This is a genomic window from Achromobacter sp. UMC46 (assembly GCF_014170335.1).
Taxonomy (GTDB): domain Bacteria; phylum Pseudomonadota; class Gammaproteobacteria; order Burkholderiales; family Burkholderiaceae_B; genus Achromobacter.
Genome location: NZ_LZZS01000007.1, coordinates 1 through 15652 on the forward strand (window position 1 = coordinate 1; position 15652 = coordinate 15652).

Annotated in this window: 11 protein-coding genes; 5 read left to right on the forward strand and 6 right to left on the reverse strand. The window is 65.9% G+C overall.

Annotated features, from left to right (window positions below; translation table 11 throughout):
- Window positions 1–50: 50 nt before the first annotated feature.
- From lspA to A9973_RS11795, 3 genes are read right to left on the reverse strand one after another with little or no spacing between them, the layout of a single operon-like run.
- Window positions 51–584, reverse strand: a complete 534-nt coding sequence (gene lspA, locus A9973_RS11785) for a signal peptidase II (protein WP_255469131.1) — start codon at window positions 582–584, stop codon at window positions 51–53.
- 2 nt (window positions 585–586) lie between these two features.
- Window positions 587–3451 (reverse strand): isoleucine--tRNA ligase, encoded by a 2865-nt coding sequence (ileS, locus tag A9973_RS11790; RefSeq protein WP_183013962.1) that lies wholly within the window; start codon window positions 3449–3451, stop codon window positions 587–589.
- Complete coding sequence (locus A9973_RS11795; RefSeq protein WP_183013963.1) at window positions 3441–4406, reverse strand: bifunctional riboflavin kinase/FAD synthetase; 966 nt, start codon at window positions 4404–4406, stop codon at window positions 3441–3443. Before A9973_RS11795 ends, ileS begins: the two co-directional genes overlap by 11 nt.
- A gap of 167 nt (window positions 4407–4573) precedes the next feature.
- Between A9973_RS11795 and purN the strand changes: the two genes are divergently transcribed.
- Window positions 4574–5239, forward strand: coding sequence for a phosphoribosylglycinamide formyltransferase (gene purN / locus A9973_RS11800; protein ID WP_183013964.1), 666 nt, complete (start codon window positions 4574–4576; stop codon window positions 5237–5239).
- Between the two features lie 1131 nt (window positions 5240–6370).
- The gene (locus A9973_RS31315) at window positions 6371–7867 is read left to right on the forward strand and encodes an RsmB/NOP family class I SAM-dependent RNA methyltransferase (RefSeq protein WP_370539485.1); all 1497 of its coding nucleotides are present in this window, start codon (window positions 6371–6373) and stop codon (window positions 7865–7867) included.
- 24 nt (window positions 7868–7891) lie between these two features.
- Here the strand turns inward: A9973_RS31315 and A9973_RS11810 are convergent, their stop codons facing one another.
- The gene (locus A9973_RS11810; RefSeq protein ID WP_183013966.1) at window positions 7892–8287 is read right to left on the reverse strand and encodes a hypothetical protein; all 396 of its coding nucleotides are present in this window, start codon (window positions 8285–8287) and stop codon (window positions 7892–7894) included.
- 359 nt (window positions 8288–8646) lie between these two features.
- Between A9973_RS11810 and A9973_RS11815 the strand changes: the two genes are divergently transcribed.
- The 3 genes from A9973_RS11815 to A9973_RS11825 are packed head-to-tail and all read left to right on the forward strand — an operon-like array spanning window position 8647 to window position 12454.
- Entirely contained in the window at window positions 8647–9855 is a 1209-nt protein-coding gene (locus A9973_RS11815; protein ID WP_183013967.1) for a fatty acid desaturase, read from the forward strand.
- Window positions 9852–12146, forward strand: a complete 2295-nt coding sequence (locus A9973_RS11820; protein ID WP_183013968.1) for a UvrD-helicase domain-containing protein — start codon at window positions 9852–9854, stop codon at window positions 12144–12146. Before A9973_RS11815 ends, A9973_RS11820 begins: the two co-directional genes overlap by 4 nt.
- Before the next feature lie 2 nt (window positions 12147–12148).
- Window positions 12149–12454, forward strand: coding sequence for a chorismate mutase (locus A9973_RS11825; RefSeq protein WP_175174396.1), 306 nt, complete (start codon window positions 12149–12151; stop codon window positions 12452–12454).
- Between the two features lie 291 nt (window positions 12455–12745).
- Here A9973_RS11825 and A9973_RS11830 read toward each other — a convergent pair whose 3' ends face one another.
- Together A9973_RS11830 and prmB are read right to left on the reverse strand one after the other, a co-directional pair.
- A complete protein-coding gene (locus A9973_RS11830; protein WP_183013969.1) occupies window positions 12746–14680 on the reverse strand; it encodes an ATP-binding cassette domain-containing protein in 1935 nt (644 codons plus the stop codon).
- Complete coding sequence (prmB, locus tag A9973_RS11835) at window positions 14677–15573, reverse strand: 50S ribosomal protein L3 N(5)-glutamine methyltransferase (protein WP_183013970.1); 897 nt, start codon at window positions 15571–15573, stop codon at window positions 14677–14679. The genes A9973_RS11830 and prmB overlap by 4 nt, the downstream gene beginning before the upstream one ends.
- Window positions 15574–15652: the final 79 nt, after the last annotated feature.

The following is a 15652-nucleotide window of genomic DNA, read 5'->3' on the forward strand; positions in this document are numbered from 1 at the left end:
AAACCCTTGGGGGAGGGGGCTGCCGGGGCGGTCGGCCCCGGCGGCAGCCGTCAGGCCTGCGGCTTCTTGCGGGCGCGCAGCAGCTCGTCCAGCACCAGCAGAATGGCGCCGCAGCTGATCCCCACGTCCGCCAGGTTGAAGGCGGGGAAGTAGGAGTCTTTCCAGTAGAACAGCAGGAAGTCCACCACGTGGCCGTACACCACGCGATCGATGACGTTGCCGATGGCGCCGCCCAGGATCAGCGTCAGCGCCAGGCTGAAGCGGGGCTGGCCATGGGTGCGGCGCAGGATGACCGTGATCACCACGGCCGCCACGATGCCCAGGGCGGTGAACAGCCAACGCTGCCAGCCTTCTTCGGAGGCCAGGAAGCTGAACGCGGCCCCCCGGTTGAACAGCAGCGTGAAGTCGAACACCGGCAGCACGTTGACCCGTTCGCCATACTGGAACGAGGTGTTGAAGTACACCTTCGTCAATTGGTCCAGCACGATGATCAACAGCGCCAGGGCCAGCCAGCCGCCCACGCGCGCCGGAACGGCGCGGGCGGGGGGCGTGCCCGTCACTCCCGAATCGGAGGGGCGGGCCATGCTCAAGCCTTGTCGCGGGCTTCGCCCGAGCCGAACAGGTTGGACACGCAGCGCCCGCAGATCTCGGGGTGGTCCGCGTCCTGGCCCACGTCCAGGCGCCAGTGCCAGCAGCGTTCGCACTTCTTGTGCGTCGACGGCGTGACCTGGATGCGGGTCTCGCCTTCGCCGGCGTGCACGGTGGCGCGCGAGACGATCAGCACAAAGCGCAGGTCGTCGCCCAGGCTGGTCAGCAGTAGCTGGTCGTCGCCATTGGCGTACAGGTCCACTTCCGCTTGCAGCGACGAACCGATGTCGCCCGCCGTGCGCACTTCTTCCAGCTTGCGCTGGACCTCGGCGCGGATGGCGCGCAGGCGCGCCCACTTGGCGGTCAGCGCGTCGGCGTCGGCAAACGGCGGCAGCGCATGGTAGACCTCGGTGAAGATCGTCGTGCGGGCAGCGTCGGCCTGGTGCTTCAGCGCAGAGCCGACCAGTTCCTTCCAGGCTTCTTCGGCCGTGAAGGACAGGATCGGCGCCATCAGCTTCAGCAGCGTCTGCGTGATGTCCAGCAGCGCCGTCTGCGCCGAACGGCGCGCCAGGCTGCCGGGGGCCGACGTGTACAGGCGGTCTTTCAGGATGTCCAGGTAGAACGCGCCCAGGTCTTCCGAGCAGAACGTCTGCAAGCGCGAGACGGCCGGGTGGAAGTCGTAGCGTTCGTAGTTGGCCTGCACTTCGGACTGCATCTGCGCCGTCATCGCCAGCGCATAGCGGTCGATCTCGAAGAGATCGCCGTAGGGCACCGATTGCGACACCGCGTCGAAATCGGCGACATTGGCCAGCAGGAAGCGCAGCGTGTTGCGGATGCGGCGGTAGCCTTCCACCACGCGCTTCAGGATCTCGTCCGAGATGGACAGTTCGCCCGAATAATCGGTGGACGCCACCCACAGGCGCAGGATTTCCGCGCCCAGCGAGTCCGACACCTTTTGCGGGGCGATCACGTTGCCCACCGACTTGCTCATCTTGCGGCCCTGGCCGTCGACCACGAAGCCATGCGTCAGCAAGGCCTTGTAGGGCGGTTGGCCATACAGCATGCAGCCGGTCAGCAGCGACGAATGGAACCAGCCGCGATGCTGGTCGGAGCCTTCCAGGTACAGGTCGGCGGGCCAACCCAGTTCAGCGCCGTGCGAGCCGGCGAATTCGCCGTCCTTGCCACCCAGCACCGTGGCGTGTGTGCTGCCCGAATCGAACCACACGTCCAGCGTGTCGCGGTTCTTCTCGTATTGGTCGGCTTCGTCGCCCAGCAGGTCGCGGGGTTCGATGGCCTGCCAGGCCTCGATGCCGCCTTGCTCGACGCGCTGCGCCACCTGTTCCAGCAACTCGGCGGTGCGCGGGTGCAGTTCGCCGGTTTCCTTGTGCACGAAGAAGGCCATCGGCACGCCCCACTGGCGCTGGCGCGACAGGGTCCAGTCCGGACGGTTGGCGATCATCGCGTGCAGGCGGGCGCGGCCCCAGGCCGGGTAGAAGGCCGTGGCGTCGATGCCGGCCAGCGCCGATTCGCGCAAGGTCGGGCCGCCATCCTTGGGGGCCACGTCCATGCCGGCGAACCATTGGCTGGTGGCGCGGTAGATGATCGGCGTCTTGTGGCGCCAGCAGTGCATGTAGCTGTGCTTGTGCTTTTCGACGTGCATCAGCGCGCCGGCTTCGGTCAGCGCTTCGACGATCTTGGGGTTGGCGTCCCAGATGGACAGGCCGCCGAACAGCGCCAGGCTGTCCACGTACTTGCCGTCGCCCATGACGGGGCTGATGAAATCGGTATCTTTCATGCCGTGCGCTTTGCACGACACGAAGTCTTCAATGCCGTAGGCCGGCGCCGAGTGCACGACGCCCGTGCCCGAGTCCGCCGTGACGTAGTCGCCCAGGTAGATGGGCGAGCGGCGGTCGTAGGCGGCGTCGTACTGTGCCAGGGGATGGCGGAATTCGATGCCCGACAGCGCTTCGCCGGGCGCCGTGGCGATGATGTCGCCTTCCAGGTTCCAGGACTTCAGGCAGGCTTCGACGCGGTCTTTGGCCACCAGCAGCAGCGGGCCGAACTTGGGCGCCGGCGACGACACGCGTACCAGTGCGTATTCGATTTCCGGGTGCACGTTCAGCGCCTGGTTGGACGGAATGGTCCAGGGCGTGGTCGTCCAGATCACGATGGCGCCGTCTTCCACCGATTCCAGGCCGAAGGTGCGCGCCAGCTTGGCGGGTTCGGCGAACGGGAAGGCGACGTCCACGGCGGGGTCGACGCGGTCGGCGTATTCCACTTCGGCTTCAGCCAGGGCCGAGCCACAGTCGAAACACCAGTTCACGGGCTTTAAGCCGCGGAACACGTAGCCCTTGTCCAGGATGCGTCCCAGCGCGCGAATCTCGTCGGCTTCATTGCTGAAGTTCATCGTCATGTACGGACGGTCCCAGCCGCCCAGCACGCCCAGGCGCTTGAAATCCTTGCGCTGGCGGTCGATCTGCTCCAGCGCGTAGGCGCGGGCCTTCGACTGCACTTCCGCCACGGGCAGGTGCTTGCCGTACTTCTTTTCGATCTGGATTTCGATCGGCATGCCGTGACAGTCCCAGCCCGGCACGTAGTGCGCGTCATAGCCGGCCATGTTGCGGCTCTTGACGATGATGTCCTTCAGGATCTTGTTGACCGCGTGGCCGATGTGGATGTCGCCGTTCGCATAGGGCGGGCCGTCGTGCAGCACGAAACGGGGCCGGCCGCGGCTGGCCGCACGGATCGCCTGGTAGACGTGATTTTCCTCCCACTGCGAAATCCAGGCGGGCTCGCGCTTGGCAAGGTCGCCCCGCATGGGGAAGGGGGTATCGGGCAGGTTGAGGGTCTTTTTATAGTCCATGAACGGCAAAATAGGCGCGCGCGTTTCGCGCGTCTTCGGCGATGGCGGCAGTCAGGGAAGGGAGGTCAGGAAATTTTTCTTCGTCCCGCAGCTTGTGCAGGAATTCGACGCGTACGAGTTTACCGTAAGCGTCGACGGTGTCGTTCAGCAGGTGCGACTCGAGCAACACGCGGCCGCGGTCTTCGACCGTCGGGCGCACGCCCAGGCTGGCCACGGCGGGCAGGGGGCGGTCGGCCAGGCCATAGACCTGGACCACATAGATGCCCGAGCGGGCGGCGCACCGCTCGGCCACGCGCAGGTTCATCGTGGGGAAACCAAGGGTCCGGCCCAGCTTCTGGCCGTGGATCACGTGGCCGCTGATGTGGTACGGATGGCCCAGCAGGTGGCGGGCGCGGTCCAGGTCGCCCACGGCCAGCGCCGTGCGGACTTCGGAACTGGATATCCGGTGGCCGTGCTGGTCGGTCACGTCCGCCAGGGTCTGCACCTCGAAGCCGTGGCGCATGCCGGCTTCGCGCAGCAGGTCGATATCGCCGCTGCGCTTGTGGCCGAAGCGGAAATCCTCGCCCACCAGCAGCCATTTGGCCTGCAAGCCCTGCACCAGCAGGTTCTCGATGAAGGCGTTGGCCGACATTTCGGCCAGCCGGGCGTTGAAGCGTTCCACCACGACCTGGGACACGCCGTAGCGCGCCAGCGCCGCCAGCTTGTCGCGCAGCCCGGATATCCGGGTGGGCGCCAGCTCGGGGCGTTGGTTCAGGGTGGCGAAATACTCCCGCGGATGCGGCTCGAAGGTCATGACGGCAGGCGCTAGGCCGCGTTCGCGGGCCACTTGGCAGACGCGCGCCAACATGGCCTGGTGCCCGCGATGGACGCCGTCGAAATTGCCGATCGTCAGCGCGCAAGGAGCGCGCCGGTCGGGCGGAGGCAGGGATCGGTAGATGCGCAGCGATGGTTTCACGAGCGAGAGTTTACAATTTTGGATTCCGGGTTTGTTCTAATCCCCCCAACCATTTATGCGCGAACGGTATTTCCGGAGTGCGGAATGGTGGCGGACAAGCCTTTTTGCGACAAGCAACGCCCGGCCTGCCGGGCGCCCTGGGGGCTACACCTTTGGATTCTTCTATCTTGCCGGAAACACAAATTTCTAAACGCCGCCTCGTCATCCTGATCTCGGGGCGGGGCAGCAACATGCAGGCGCTGGCCGAAGCGTGCCGCGACGAAGGCTGGCCGGCCGACATCGCCGCCGTCATCGCCAGCCGGCCGGACGCCGGCGGCCTGGAATGGGCCGCCGCCCAGGGCATTCCCTCGGCGGCCCTGTACCATAAGGACTATGCCAGCCGCGAAGCCTTCGACGCCGCCTTGGCCGCTGAAATCGATCGCTATGCGCCCGACTACGTCATTCTTGCCGGGTTCATGCGCGTACTGACTCCCGGCTTCGTCAACCACTATGCGGGCCGGCTGGTCAATATCCATCCCTCGCTGCTGCCGGCGTTTCCCGGGTTGCACACGCATGCCCAGGCGCTGGCGACGGGCGTGCGCGTGCATGGCTGCACGGTGCATTTCGTCACCCCGGTGTTGGACCACGGCCCCATCATCGCCCAGGGCTGTGTGCCGGTCCTGGCCGGCGACACGCCGGAACTGCTGGCTAATCGGGTGCTGGCAGTGGAACATCAGGCTTTTCCGGCCGCCGTGCGCTGGCTGGCCGAAGGCCGGGTTACGCTGACAAGCGACCACCGGGTGGACGTGCAGGGGGATCCCGCGCGCCTGTTCACCTGGTCGCCGGCCGCCTGATCGGCCCCGGATTGCACGGAATCGCTTGCATTGAATCGCTCGCACTGAATCGAATTTACCGGGCGGAACTCCTCCGCCCCACTGGAACACACCATGACTAAACCCCAATCTCCGCGTTCTCGTCCGGCAGGCTCCCCGAGGGCAGCCTCCGAAGGGCGCGACGGTCGGTCCTTCTTCTCGCGTCCCAAGGGCGACGCCCGCGAGGTGCCCCAGCGCGAGCGCAGCGACCGCGCGCGCGATGAGCGCCCCAACCGCGACGCCGGCCGTCCGGCCCCGCGGCCGTCGTTCGATGCCCCACGTGGCGATAACCGTGGTGAAAAGCGCGGCGAAGGCCGTGGCGAACGCGGCGCTTTCGGCGGCGACCGCCGTGAAGGCCAAGGTCAGGGCCAAGGCCGGCCCGCATCGCGTCCGTCCTACGACGCGCCGCGTGGCGAGAACCGTGGCGGTGGCGCCCGGGGCGACAGCCGTGGCGGCGAGCGCGCCTCTTATGGTTCGGAGCGCCGGGAATATCAGGGTCAAGGCCAAGGCCAAGGTCAGGGCCGATCGGATTCGCGTCCGTCTTATGGCAATGGCCCGCGCGGTGACAGCCGTGGCGGCGAACGTGCCTCCTACGGCTCGGAACGCCGGGAATACCAAGGTCAAGGTCAAGGCCAGGGCCGTCCGGATTCGCGTCCGTCCTACGGCAACGGCCCGCGTGGCGACAGCCGGGGCGGCGAGCGTGCTTCCTACGGTTCCGAGCGCCGGCCATATCAGGGTCAGGGCCAGGGTCAGGGCCGTCCGGATTCGCGTCCGTCCTACGGCAACGCTCCGCGCGGCGACAGCCGTGGGGGCGAGCGTGCCTCCTACGGTTCGGAACGCCGGGAATATCAAGGCCAGGGTCAGGGCCAGGGCCGTCCGGATTCGCGTCCGTCCTACGGCAACGGTCCGCGCGGCGACAGCCGTGGCGGCGAACGTGCCTCCTACGGCTCGGAACGCCGGGAGTATCAAGGCCAAGGCCAGGGCCGTCCTTCCTATGACGGCCCGCGCGGCGACGACGCCTCGCACGGCCATCGCGAACCGGCTTCGCAAAAGCCGCAATTCAACCGTCCGCGCCAGTCTTACGCAGCCATCCGCATCGATCAGGTGCAGCGCGTGCTGGGCGAAATCCTGCAATGGACCTACCCGGCCGATTCCGCGCTGTCGCACTGGCTGCGCCATCACCCGAACCTGGGTGCCCGCGACCGTTCCGAGGTCGCTGAAGCCGTCTACGACGTGCTGCGCCACCTGCGCCGTTACCGTCAATTCGGCGAAAGCGGCGTGGGTCCCGCCTCGCGCCGCCTGGCCATCCTGGGCCTGAACGCCACGCTGGGCGCCGAGGCGCTGGAAGAGGGCATGGACGCCGCCGAAGCCGAATGGCTCAAGCGCGTGTCGCAGATCGATCTGGCCACCTTGCCCCGTGCCGTGCGCGGCAGCATCCCCGACTGGCTGGACGAGCGCCTGAGCCAGATGGACAGCCCGGAAACCCTGGTCGAAGCGCTGAACCGCCAAGCCAGCCTGGATTTGCGTGTCAACCCGCTGAAGGCCGAGCGCGACGCCATGCTGACCGAACTGCAGCAAAGCGCCGGCCGCTACGAACCCGTGGCCATGCCGTTCTCGCCGTGGGGCATCCGCATGGAAGGCCGCCCGGCGATCAACCGCTGGCCGCAGTTTGAAAACGGCAGCATCGAAGTGCAGGACGAAGGCAGCCAGCTGCTGGCCCTGCTGGTCGCGCCGCGCCGTGGCGAAATGATCATCGATTTCTGCGCCGGCGCTGGTGGCAAGACGCTGCTGCTGGGCGCACTGATGCGCTCCACCGGCCGCCTGTACGCCTTCGACGTGTCGGCCGCCCGCCTGGCGCGCGCCAAGCCGCGCTTTGCGCGCAGCGGTCTGTCGAACGTGGTGCCCGTCGTGATCGACAGCGAGAACGATGCCCGCGTGAAGCGCCTGGCCGGCAAGGCGCAGCGCGTGCTGGTCGATGCGCCTTGCAGCGGCATTGGCACCCTGCGCCGCAACCCCGACCTGAAGTGGCGCCAGCACCCTGAGGCGCTGGCCGAATTGGGCCGGCTGCAGGAACGCATCCTGAACAGCGCCGCGCGTTGCGTGGCGCCCGGCGGCCGCCTGGTGTACGCCACGTGCAGCCTGCTGGCGGAAGAAAACGAGGTGCAGGCCGAGCGTTTCCTGGCCAGCCATCCCGATTTCGAACGCGTGGACGCCGCCGAGATTCTGGCCGCGCGTTGCGAAACGCTGAAGCTGGAAGGCCCCTACGTGCAGTTGCGCCCTGACGTGCACGGCACCGACGGCTTCTTCGCCGCAGTGTTCGAGCGCAAAAAGAAGGGCGCCGCGGGCGCGACCGAGGAGGCCGCAGCCGCCGCGGATGCGGACGCCGATCTGGATGCCGACGTTGGCGACGTTGCCGAGGAAGTGGATGCGGACATGCCGGTAGCGGACATGCCGGTAGCGGACATGCCGGTAGCGGACATGCCGGTAGCGGACATGCCGGTAGCTGCCGACGCGCCTGCTGCCGAAGCGGCAGAAGCGGCGCCTGCGGCCAGCCCCGTGGCCGACTCCGTCCCTGAGGCCGACCCGGCCAAGGGCGACAAGCCGGCCTGACCCGTTCTTTCGGCCCGCGCCGGCTCAGGGAGCCGGCGTGACGCCGACCGTCGCGCTGAACCGGCGGGTGCCCAGCGTCTTGTTCTGGTACTTCACTTCCCAGGCCAGGGTGTCCGATCCGGGCCGGTCCGCCTGATAGACCACCTGCGAAACCGCCACCGGCCGATAGGCGCAGCGGCCCGAATCGCTCGACTGTCCCCGCGTCTGCATGATGCTGGCCTTGCCGAGCGTCGGGTTCTGCGTGATCTGCACGCGCGGCGCCCTGAGCGCCAGGCAGTCCGACCCGCGGATTTCGTAATAGGAGGCCAGCACGACGACGTCGCCCGACTTCATCGTCTGGGCGGGGGCGGGCGCCGACAGCGCGATCCCCAGCATCGACAGGGCTGAAAATAAATAGGGTCGGATTGTTTTCGGCAACATCAGTGGGGCAAAAGAGACAGTTTGGTCAGCAGGAAGGGCGGAAAGTGTGCGCCGCGAACGTGGCGCCCTCAAGACGAAATCCCTTTGCTGACAGGAACTTTAGTAGCGAAATGTAGCCAAAACCTGGTGCCATTGCGAATACCCCCCACCTTCATGGGGTAGCCGGCCCAGGCGCCGGATGTCCGCAAGGCTTGCCCTCGCGATCTGCCCGAAAGGGCCGCGAGAGTGGGCGTTTGTGTTCCAAAATCAGGGCTTAGTCCTTGATTTCGCTCAAAAACTATTTTGAAACTACCTTGTCATAAGCAGACAAAGGTAAGCTAAACTTCAGGCACTTCTCAAGCGAGGCTCATAACAGCTTTATGGATTACATCCTCTCCTTCATCGCCGGCGGTCTGACCCAAGCCACTTGGTGGCAGGTCGTCGTATTCACCCTTGTCGTGACGCACATCACGATTGTTGCGGTCACGGTTTTTCTCCATCGCAGCCAAGCGCACCGCGGTCTGGATCTGCATCCGGCTGTCATGCACTTCTTCCGTTTCTGGCTCTGGATGACGACCGGCATGGTCACCAAGGAATGGGTCGCCATTCACCGCAAGCATCACGCCAAGTGCGAAAAGGAAGGCGATCCTCACTCGCCCATGCTGTTCGGCATCTGGAAGGTGCTGTTCCGCGGCGCGGAACTGTATCGCGAAGAATCGAACAACAAGGAAACCATGGCCAAGTTCGGCCACGGCACCCCTGACGACTGGCTCGAACGCAACGTCTACAGCAAGCACAGCTTGTGGGGCGTGCTGTCCATGCTGGCTATCGACGTCGCCCTGTTCGGCGCGATGGGCGTGACGGTGTGGGCGGTGCAGATGGCCTGGATTCCCTTCTGGGCGGCCGGCGTCGTCAACGGTATCGGCCACTTTTGGGGCTACCGCAACTACAACAGCCCGGACACCAGCACCAACGTGTTCCCGTGGGGCATCGTGATTGGCGGCGAAGAGCTGCACAACAACCACCACGCCCATGGCACGTCGGCCAAGTTCTCGGCCAAGTGGTACGAATTCGATATCGGCTGGTGCTACATCAACATCCTGAAGTTCTTCGGCCTGGCCAAGATCAAGAAGGTTGCGCCCAAGCTGAAGCTGGACGACACCCGCACGGGCATCGACCTGCGCACGCTGCAAGGCGTGATCACGCATCGCTACGAAGTCATGGCCCGCTATGCGGACGTGATCAAGAGCGCCGCTCGCGAAGAGCTGAGCAAGCTGAAGGCCTCGCGTCAGGAAGGCAACGCTGAATGCGGCTACACCAAGCTGCACCAGGTGCGCCGCGCCATCCACCGCAACGAGGACATCCTCCAGCCTGAACAGCTTGCCGCCGTGGACAAGGCCATCGCCCAGAACAAGTCGCTGTCGACCCTGGTGCAGATGCGCCGCGAACTCGGCCGCATCTGGGAAAGCTCCAGCGCCAGCAGCGAACAGCTCCTCCATGACCTGCAGGCCTGGTGCCAGCGCGCCCAGCAAAGCGGCATCGCCGGGCTCGAGCAATTCGCTCAACATCTGCGCCGCTACGCGGCATGATGCTAGAGAAGCTCAACCCTGAACAACGCGCCGCAGTAACGTTAGAACCGCAGCACGCCCTGGTCTTGGCCGGGGCGGGCAGCGGGAAGACCCGGGTACTCACTACCCGCATGGCCTGGCTGATTCAAACCGGCCAGGCTTCGCCTTTTGGGCTTCTGGCGGTCACGTTCACCAACAAGGCCGCCCGCGAAATGCTGGCGCGCATGTCTGCGATCCTGCCGATCGATACGCGCGGCCTCTGGATCGGCACGTTCCACGGCCTGTGCAATCGCATGCTGCGCGCGCATCACCGCGATGCCGGCTTGCCGCAAAGCTTCCAGATCCTTGACGTTACCGATCAGCTTGCCGCGATCAAGCGCCTGATGAAGGCGAACGGCGTCGACGACGAAAAGTACCCGCCGCGCGATGTGCAACGCTTCATCAACGGCGCCAAGGAAGAGGGCCTGCGCCCGCAGGACGTCGAAGCCTATGACGCCCACCGCCGCCGCCTGATCGAGGTCTACCAGCTTTACGAAGCCCAGTGCCAGCGCGAAGGCGTGGTCGACTTCGCCGAGCTGCTGCTGCGCGCCTACGAACTGCTGTCGCGCAATGCGCCGGTGCGCGAGCACTATCAACGCCGTTTCCGCCACATCCTGGTCGACGAGTTCCAGGACACCAACACGCTGCAGTACAAGTGGCTGCGCTTGCTGGCAGGCGGCGGCGCGGCGATTTTCGCTGTGGGCGACGACGACCAGTCCATCTACGCCTTCCGGGGCGCGAACGTCGGCAACATGTCCGACTTCGAGCGCGACTATGCGCATGGCACCGTGATCCGCCTGGAACAGAACTACCGTTCATTCGGGCACATCCTGGATTCCGCCAATGCGCTGATCGGCCACAACAGCGGCCGGCTGGGCAAGAACCTGTGGACCGACCAGGGCGAAGGCGAGCCGGTGCGCGTCATCGAACAGCCGTCGGACGGCATGGAAGCCCAATGGATCGTGGACGAAATCCGTTCGCTGATCCATGACGGCAGCCTGCGCCGCGAGATCGCTGTGCTGTATCGCAGCAACGCGCAATCGCGCGTGCTGGAACACGCCATTTTCTCGGCCGGCATTCCCTACAAGGTCTACGGCGGCCTGCGCTTTTTCGAGCGCCAGGAAATCAAGCACGCGCTGGCGTATCTGCGGCTGATGGCCAATCCCAACGACGATACGTCGTGGATGCGGGTCGTCAACTTCCCGACGCGCGGCATTGGCGCGCGCACGCTGGAACAGCTGGCCGACGCGGCCCGCGCGCACGACACCAGCCTTTATGCGGCCGTGGCGCTGGTAGGCGGCAAAGGCGGGTCCAACCTGGCCCAGTTCGCGCAGCTGATCCATCGCCTGATCGAAGAAACGCGCGACCTGCCGCTGCCGGAAATGGTCGAGCACATGCTTGAGGGCAGCGGCCTGAACGCCCATTACAAGGCCGAGCGTGAAGGCGCCGAGCGCCTGGAGAACTTGAACGAACTGATCACGGCCGCGGCCGTGTTCGCTTCCGAAGAGAACTACGACGGCATGCCCGCTGGCGTGGTGCCTGAACAGGCCACCTCGTCCACGCTGATGCCGGGCGTGGTCGACGCGCCCATCGTGGTGTCTGACGGCCTGACGCCGCTGGCGGGGTTCCTGTCGCACGCGGCGCTGGAAGCCGGCGACAACCAGGCCCAGCAAGGCCAGGACGCCGTCCAGCTGATGACGGTGCACGCCGCCAAGGGCCTGGAATTCGATGCCGTCTTCATCACCGGTTTGGAAGAGGGGCTGTTCCCGCACGAGAACAGCATCCTGGAGCAATCGGGGCTGGAAGAAGAGCGTCGTCTGATGTACGTGGCGATCACCCGCGCACGGCAGCGCCTGTACATCAGCCTGGCCCAAAGCCGGATGCTGCACGGCCAGACCCGCTACGCCATGCGTTCGCGCTTCCTGGACGAGATCCCGCAAGAGCACCTGAAGTGGCTGTCTCCCAAGGCTGGCCTCGCGCCGGTCAGCAGCACGGGCGCGGGCTGGGGCGGGGGCAACCGCGGTGACGCGTTCGGACGCAAGGCCACCAACACTATTGCGCCGCGTCAACCGCGCGGTATCGCAAGCGGTGTCACGGTGGGCGACAAGCAGTATCGTGTGGGCCAGGGCGTGCATCATGCGCGGTTTGGCGATGGCACGATTATTGGCTTGAGCGGGGCAGGACAGGACGCGCAGGCAGAAATCCAGTTCCGCGATGTCGGCGCCAAGACCTTGGCGCTGGGCATCGCCAAACTTGATATTGTTCAAGGTTAAACATGGCCAATAACGATTCCCCGAAAGCCGAGTTGGCGTCGCTGCGCGCCGAGGTCGATGAAATCGACCAGCAGATCATGTTGCTGTTGGGTGTGCGGTTCCGTTGCACCGACATGATCGGCGAGCTCAAGACCAACCACGGCATGGACCTGGTGGATCCCCAGCGGGAATCCCAGCAGGTTGAACGCATCCGCCGGTTGGCCGAAGAGGCGGGCGTGCCGCCCGCTTTGGCCGAAACCATCCTGCGCGAAGTGATCGACACCGTGGTCGACCACCACACCCGCCTGCGCGAGCGTCCGTACTCGTAATGCCAGGCGGGCGGCGCCCCGGAGGCGCCGCCTTCCCCTTTCCCTGCAAGACCTTCATGAACGCCAGCAAGGCGTCGATGTCGTCCGCGCTGAGATCCAGCGGCCGGATGGGTTCGGAAAGCCAAGCAGTTCGCGGTAGTGGCGGAGGAATCGTCCGAAAGCGTAGACATGTCGCTGGCGCCCCGCGCCAGATGGAGTCAATTTCGCGACAATGTATAAATAACAATGGTTGTTATTAATAGATAGAAAGCGACTTGGGCAGCGGCACCGCTCCGCTGCCCAAGCCCTGCGCTAGGCTTCGCTCTGATCGATTTCTTCCAGGGAACCCTGGATCTCAAGCCATTGCTCTTCAAGCTCGTCAATGCGCTTGCCGTGTTCGCCGTGCTCGGCCATGACCTTCTGGCGTTCCGCGCGGCGCGCATCCGAATACAGGTCCGGGTCGGCGATGACGGCGTCCAGCGCATGCAGCTTGGCCCGCAGCTTCTCCATGTCGGATTCCACCTTGGCAAGCTTGGATTCCAGCGGCTTGCGCAGGGCGGACAGGCGTTGCCGTTGCTCGGCTTCGGCCCGGCGCTGCGCCTTGCGGTCCACGACGGGTTCGCTGCCTTCGGCGTTCTCGCGTGCGGCCTCGGCGCGTTCCCCGGCGTTGCGGGCGGCCAGCCAGTCGCGGTAGTCCTCAAGGTCGCCGTCGAACTCGCGCACGGCGCCGTCGGCCACGATCCAGAAGCTGTCCACGGTGGTGCGCAGCAGGTGGCGATCGTGCGAGACCAGCAGCATGCTGCCCCCGAAGTCGGCCAATGCGGCTGCCAGGGCTTCGCGTGTTTCCACATCCAAGTGGTTGCTGGGCTCGTCCAGCAGCAGCAGGTTGGGTTTTTGCCAGACGATCAGGGACAGCGCCAGCCGCGCCTTTTCGCCGCCCGACATGGGGCCGACCTTGCTGGTGACGGTATCGCCCGAAAATCCGAAGCCGCCCAGGTAGTTGCGCAGTTCCTGTTCGCGGGTCTCGGGCGCCAGGCGCGCCAGGTGCGCGATCGGCGTGCTGTCCACGTCCAGCATGTCCAGCTGGTGCTGATGGAAGTAGCCGATGGCCAGCCCGCGCGAGGCGCGCCGTTCGCCCGCCTGCACGGGGATCTCTTCCGCCAGCGTCTTGATCAGCGTGCTCTTGCCCGCGCCGTTGGCGCCCAGGACGCCGACGCGGCTGCCGGCGCGCACCATCAAGGTCACGTCGCGCAGGATGGGGACGGCGTGGCCCTCGGCGTCCGTGTAGCCGGCGGACAGGTGTTCCAGCGTCAGCAGGGGATCGGGCACCTGGTCGGGCGACGGGATGCGGATGTCGATGCCGGCTTCGGCATGCAAGGGCGCCAGCAGTTGCATGCGGGCCAGCGCCTTGACGCGGCTTTGCGCCTGCTTGGCCTTGGAGGCCTTGGCTTTGAAGCGGTCGATGAAGCCTTGCAGGCGGGCCGTTTCGCGGGTTTGGCGTTCGTAGGCGATGTTCGTCTGGCGCAGGCGCTCGGCGCGCTGCGTCAGAAAATCGCCGTAGCCACCGCGGTAGCGCACGAGCTTGGCATGATCGAAGTGCAGGATGGACTTGGCCACCGCATCCAGGAACTCGGTGTCGTGGGAGATCAGCATGACGGTGCCCGGATAGGCGCCCAGCCATTTCTCCAGCCACAGCATCGCGTCCAGATCCAAGTGGTTGGTGGGTTCGTCCAGCAGCAGCAGTTCGGACGGTGCCATCAGTGCGCTGGCCAGGGCCAGGCGCATGCGCCAGCCTCCGGAAAAGCTCTCGACCGGCATCATCCATTCGTTCGGCTTGAAGCCCAGGCCGGCCAGCAGCTGTTCCGCGCGCGAGGCCGCGCTCCAGGCGCCGGCTTCCACCAGCGCCGCTTCCACTTCCGCGATCTGCGTGCCCTGGTCGTCGGTCAGCGTGGCGCGGCGCGCCTGCAATTCGCGCAGGTGCGTGTCGCCATCGATGACGAATTCGCGGGCGGGGCGGTCGTCGGCGTCCAGTTCCTGCTTGACGCTGGCGATGCGCCAGCCGGCGGGCAGGTTCACCGTGCCGGCGTCCAGGTCCAGGGCGCCGGTCAGCAGGGCGAACAGCGAGGACTTGCCCGCGCCGTTCTTGCCCACGATGCCGACGCGTTCGCCCGGGTGAACAACGAATTCAGCGCCGTCCAGCAGCACTTTCGTGCCGCGGCGCAGGGTCAATCCAGTAGCGCGTATCACAGGGTAAGTTGCTCTCGGGTAAGCAGCAGGAGCTGGTCCGACGCCTCTTCCGTATCCAGCCATACAGGGGATAGCTGCGGGAAGGCGGCTTCGAAGAAGTCGCGCTCGTGGCCGATCTCAAGCACGATCACGCCGTCTTGCGTGAGGTACTGCGGGGCCGCCGCCAGGATGCGGCGCACCAGGTCCATGCCGTCTTCGCCGCCAGCCAGCGCCAGGTTCGGTTCATGCCGGTATTCCGGGGGCAGCACGTCCATCGAACCGCTGTTCACGTAGGGCGGATTGCAGATGATGACGTCGTACTGGCATGCCGGCAGGCTGTCGAACAGATTGCTTTCGTGCAGGTCCAGACGGTCTTGCAGGCCGTAGTCGTCCACGTTGCGGCGGGCCACTTCCAGCGCATCGGCCGACACGTCCACCGCGTCCACATGGGCGTAGGGGAAGGCCAGGGCCGACAGGATGGCCAGGCAGCCCGAGCCCGTGCACATGTCCAGCACGTTTTCCACCGCCAGCGCATCCTGCACCCAGGGCGACAAGCCTTGGTCGAGCAGTTCCGCGATGGGCGAGCGCGGCACGATGACACGCTTGTCCACGTAGAAGCGATGGCCGCGCAGCCAGGCCTCGTTGGTGAGGTAGGCGGCGGGCACGCGCTCGCTCACGCGGCGTTCCAGCAGATCCAGCACGCGGTCGCGCTCTTCGCGCACCACGCGGGCGTCCAGGAACGGCTCCAGCGTGTCCAGCGGCAAGTGCAGGGCGTGCAGGGTCAGGTAGACCGCCTCGTCCCAGGCGTTGTCGCTGCCGTGACCCAAGGCCACCTGGGCGCCGTTCAGACGCGACACCCCATAACGGATGAGGTCGCGCAGGGTCAGCAATTCTTGACGGGCGGATTGATACATAGTCAGGCCTTTTTTTCCCGATGGGCGAGCCCAAGGGGAAAAGCGCCCCCCGCGGGGGGGGCAGTTTCGTTTCCCCGCA

Bases quoted from the DNA above. Each gene is read 5' to 3' on its own strand.
- lspA (WP_255469131.1), bottom strand. From the start codon at position 584: ATGGCCCGCCCCTCCGATTCGGGAGTGACGGGCACGCCCCCCGCCCGC.
- A9973_RS11825 (WP_175174396.1), top strand. From the start codon at position 12,149: ATGGCCAATAACGATTCCCCGAAAGCCGAGTTGGCGTCGCTGCGCGCC.
- A9973_RS11815 (WP_183013967.1), top strand. From the start codon at position 8,647: ATGGATTACATCCTCTCCTTCATCGCCGGCGGTCTGACCCAAGCCACT.
- prmB (WP_183013970.1), bottom strand. From the start codon at position 15,573: ATGTATCAATCCGCCCGTCAAGAATTGCTGACCCTGCGCGACCTCATC.
- A9973_RS11820 (WP_183013968.1), top strand. From the start codon at position 9,852: ATGATGCTAGAGAAGCTCAACCCTGAACAACGCGCCGCAGTAACGTTA.
- A9973_RS11810 (WP_183013966.1), bottom strand. From the start codon at position 8,287: ATGTTGCCGAAAACAATCCGACCCTATTTATTTTCAGCCCTGTCGATG.
- ileS (WP_183013962.1), bottom strand. From the start codon at position 3,451: ATGGACTATAAAAAGACCCTCAACCTGCCCGATACCCCCTTCCCCATG.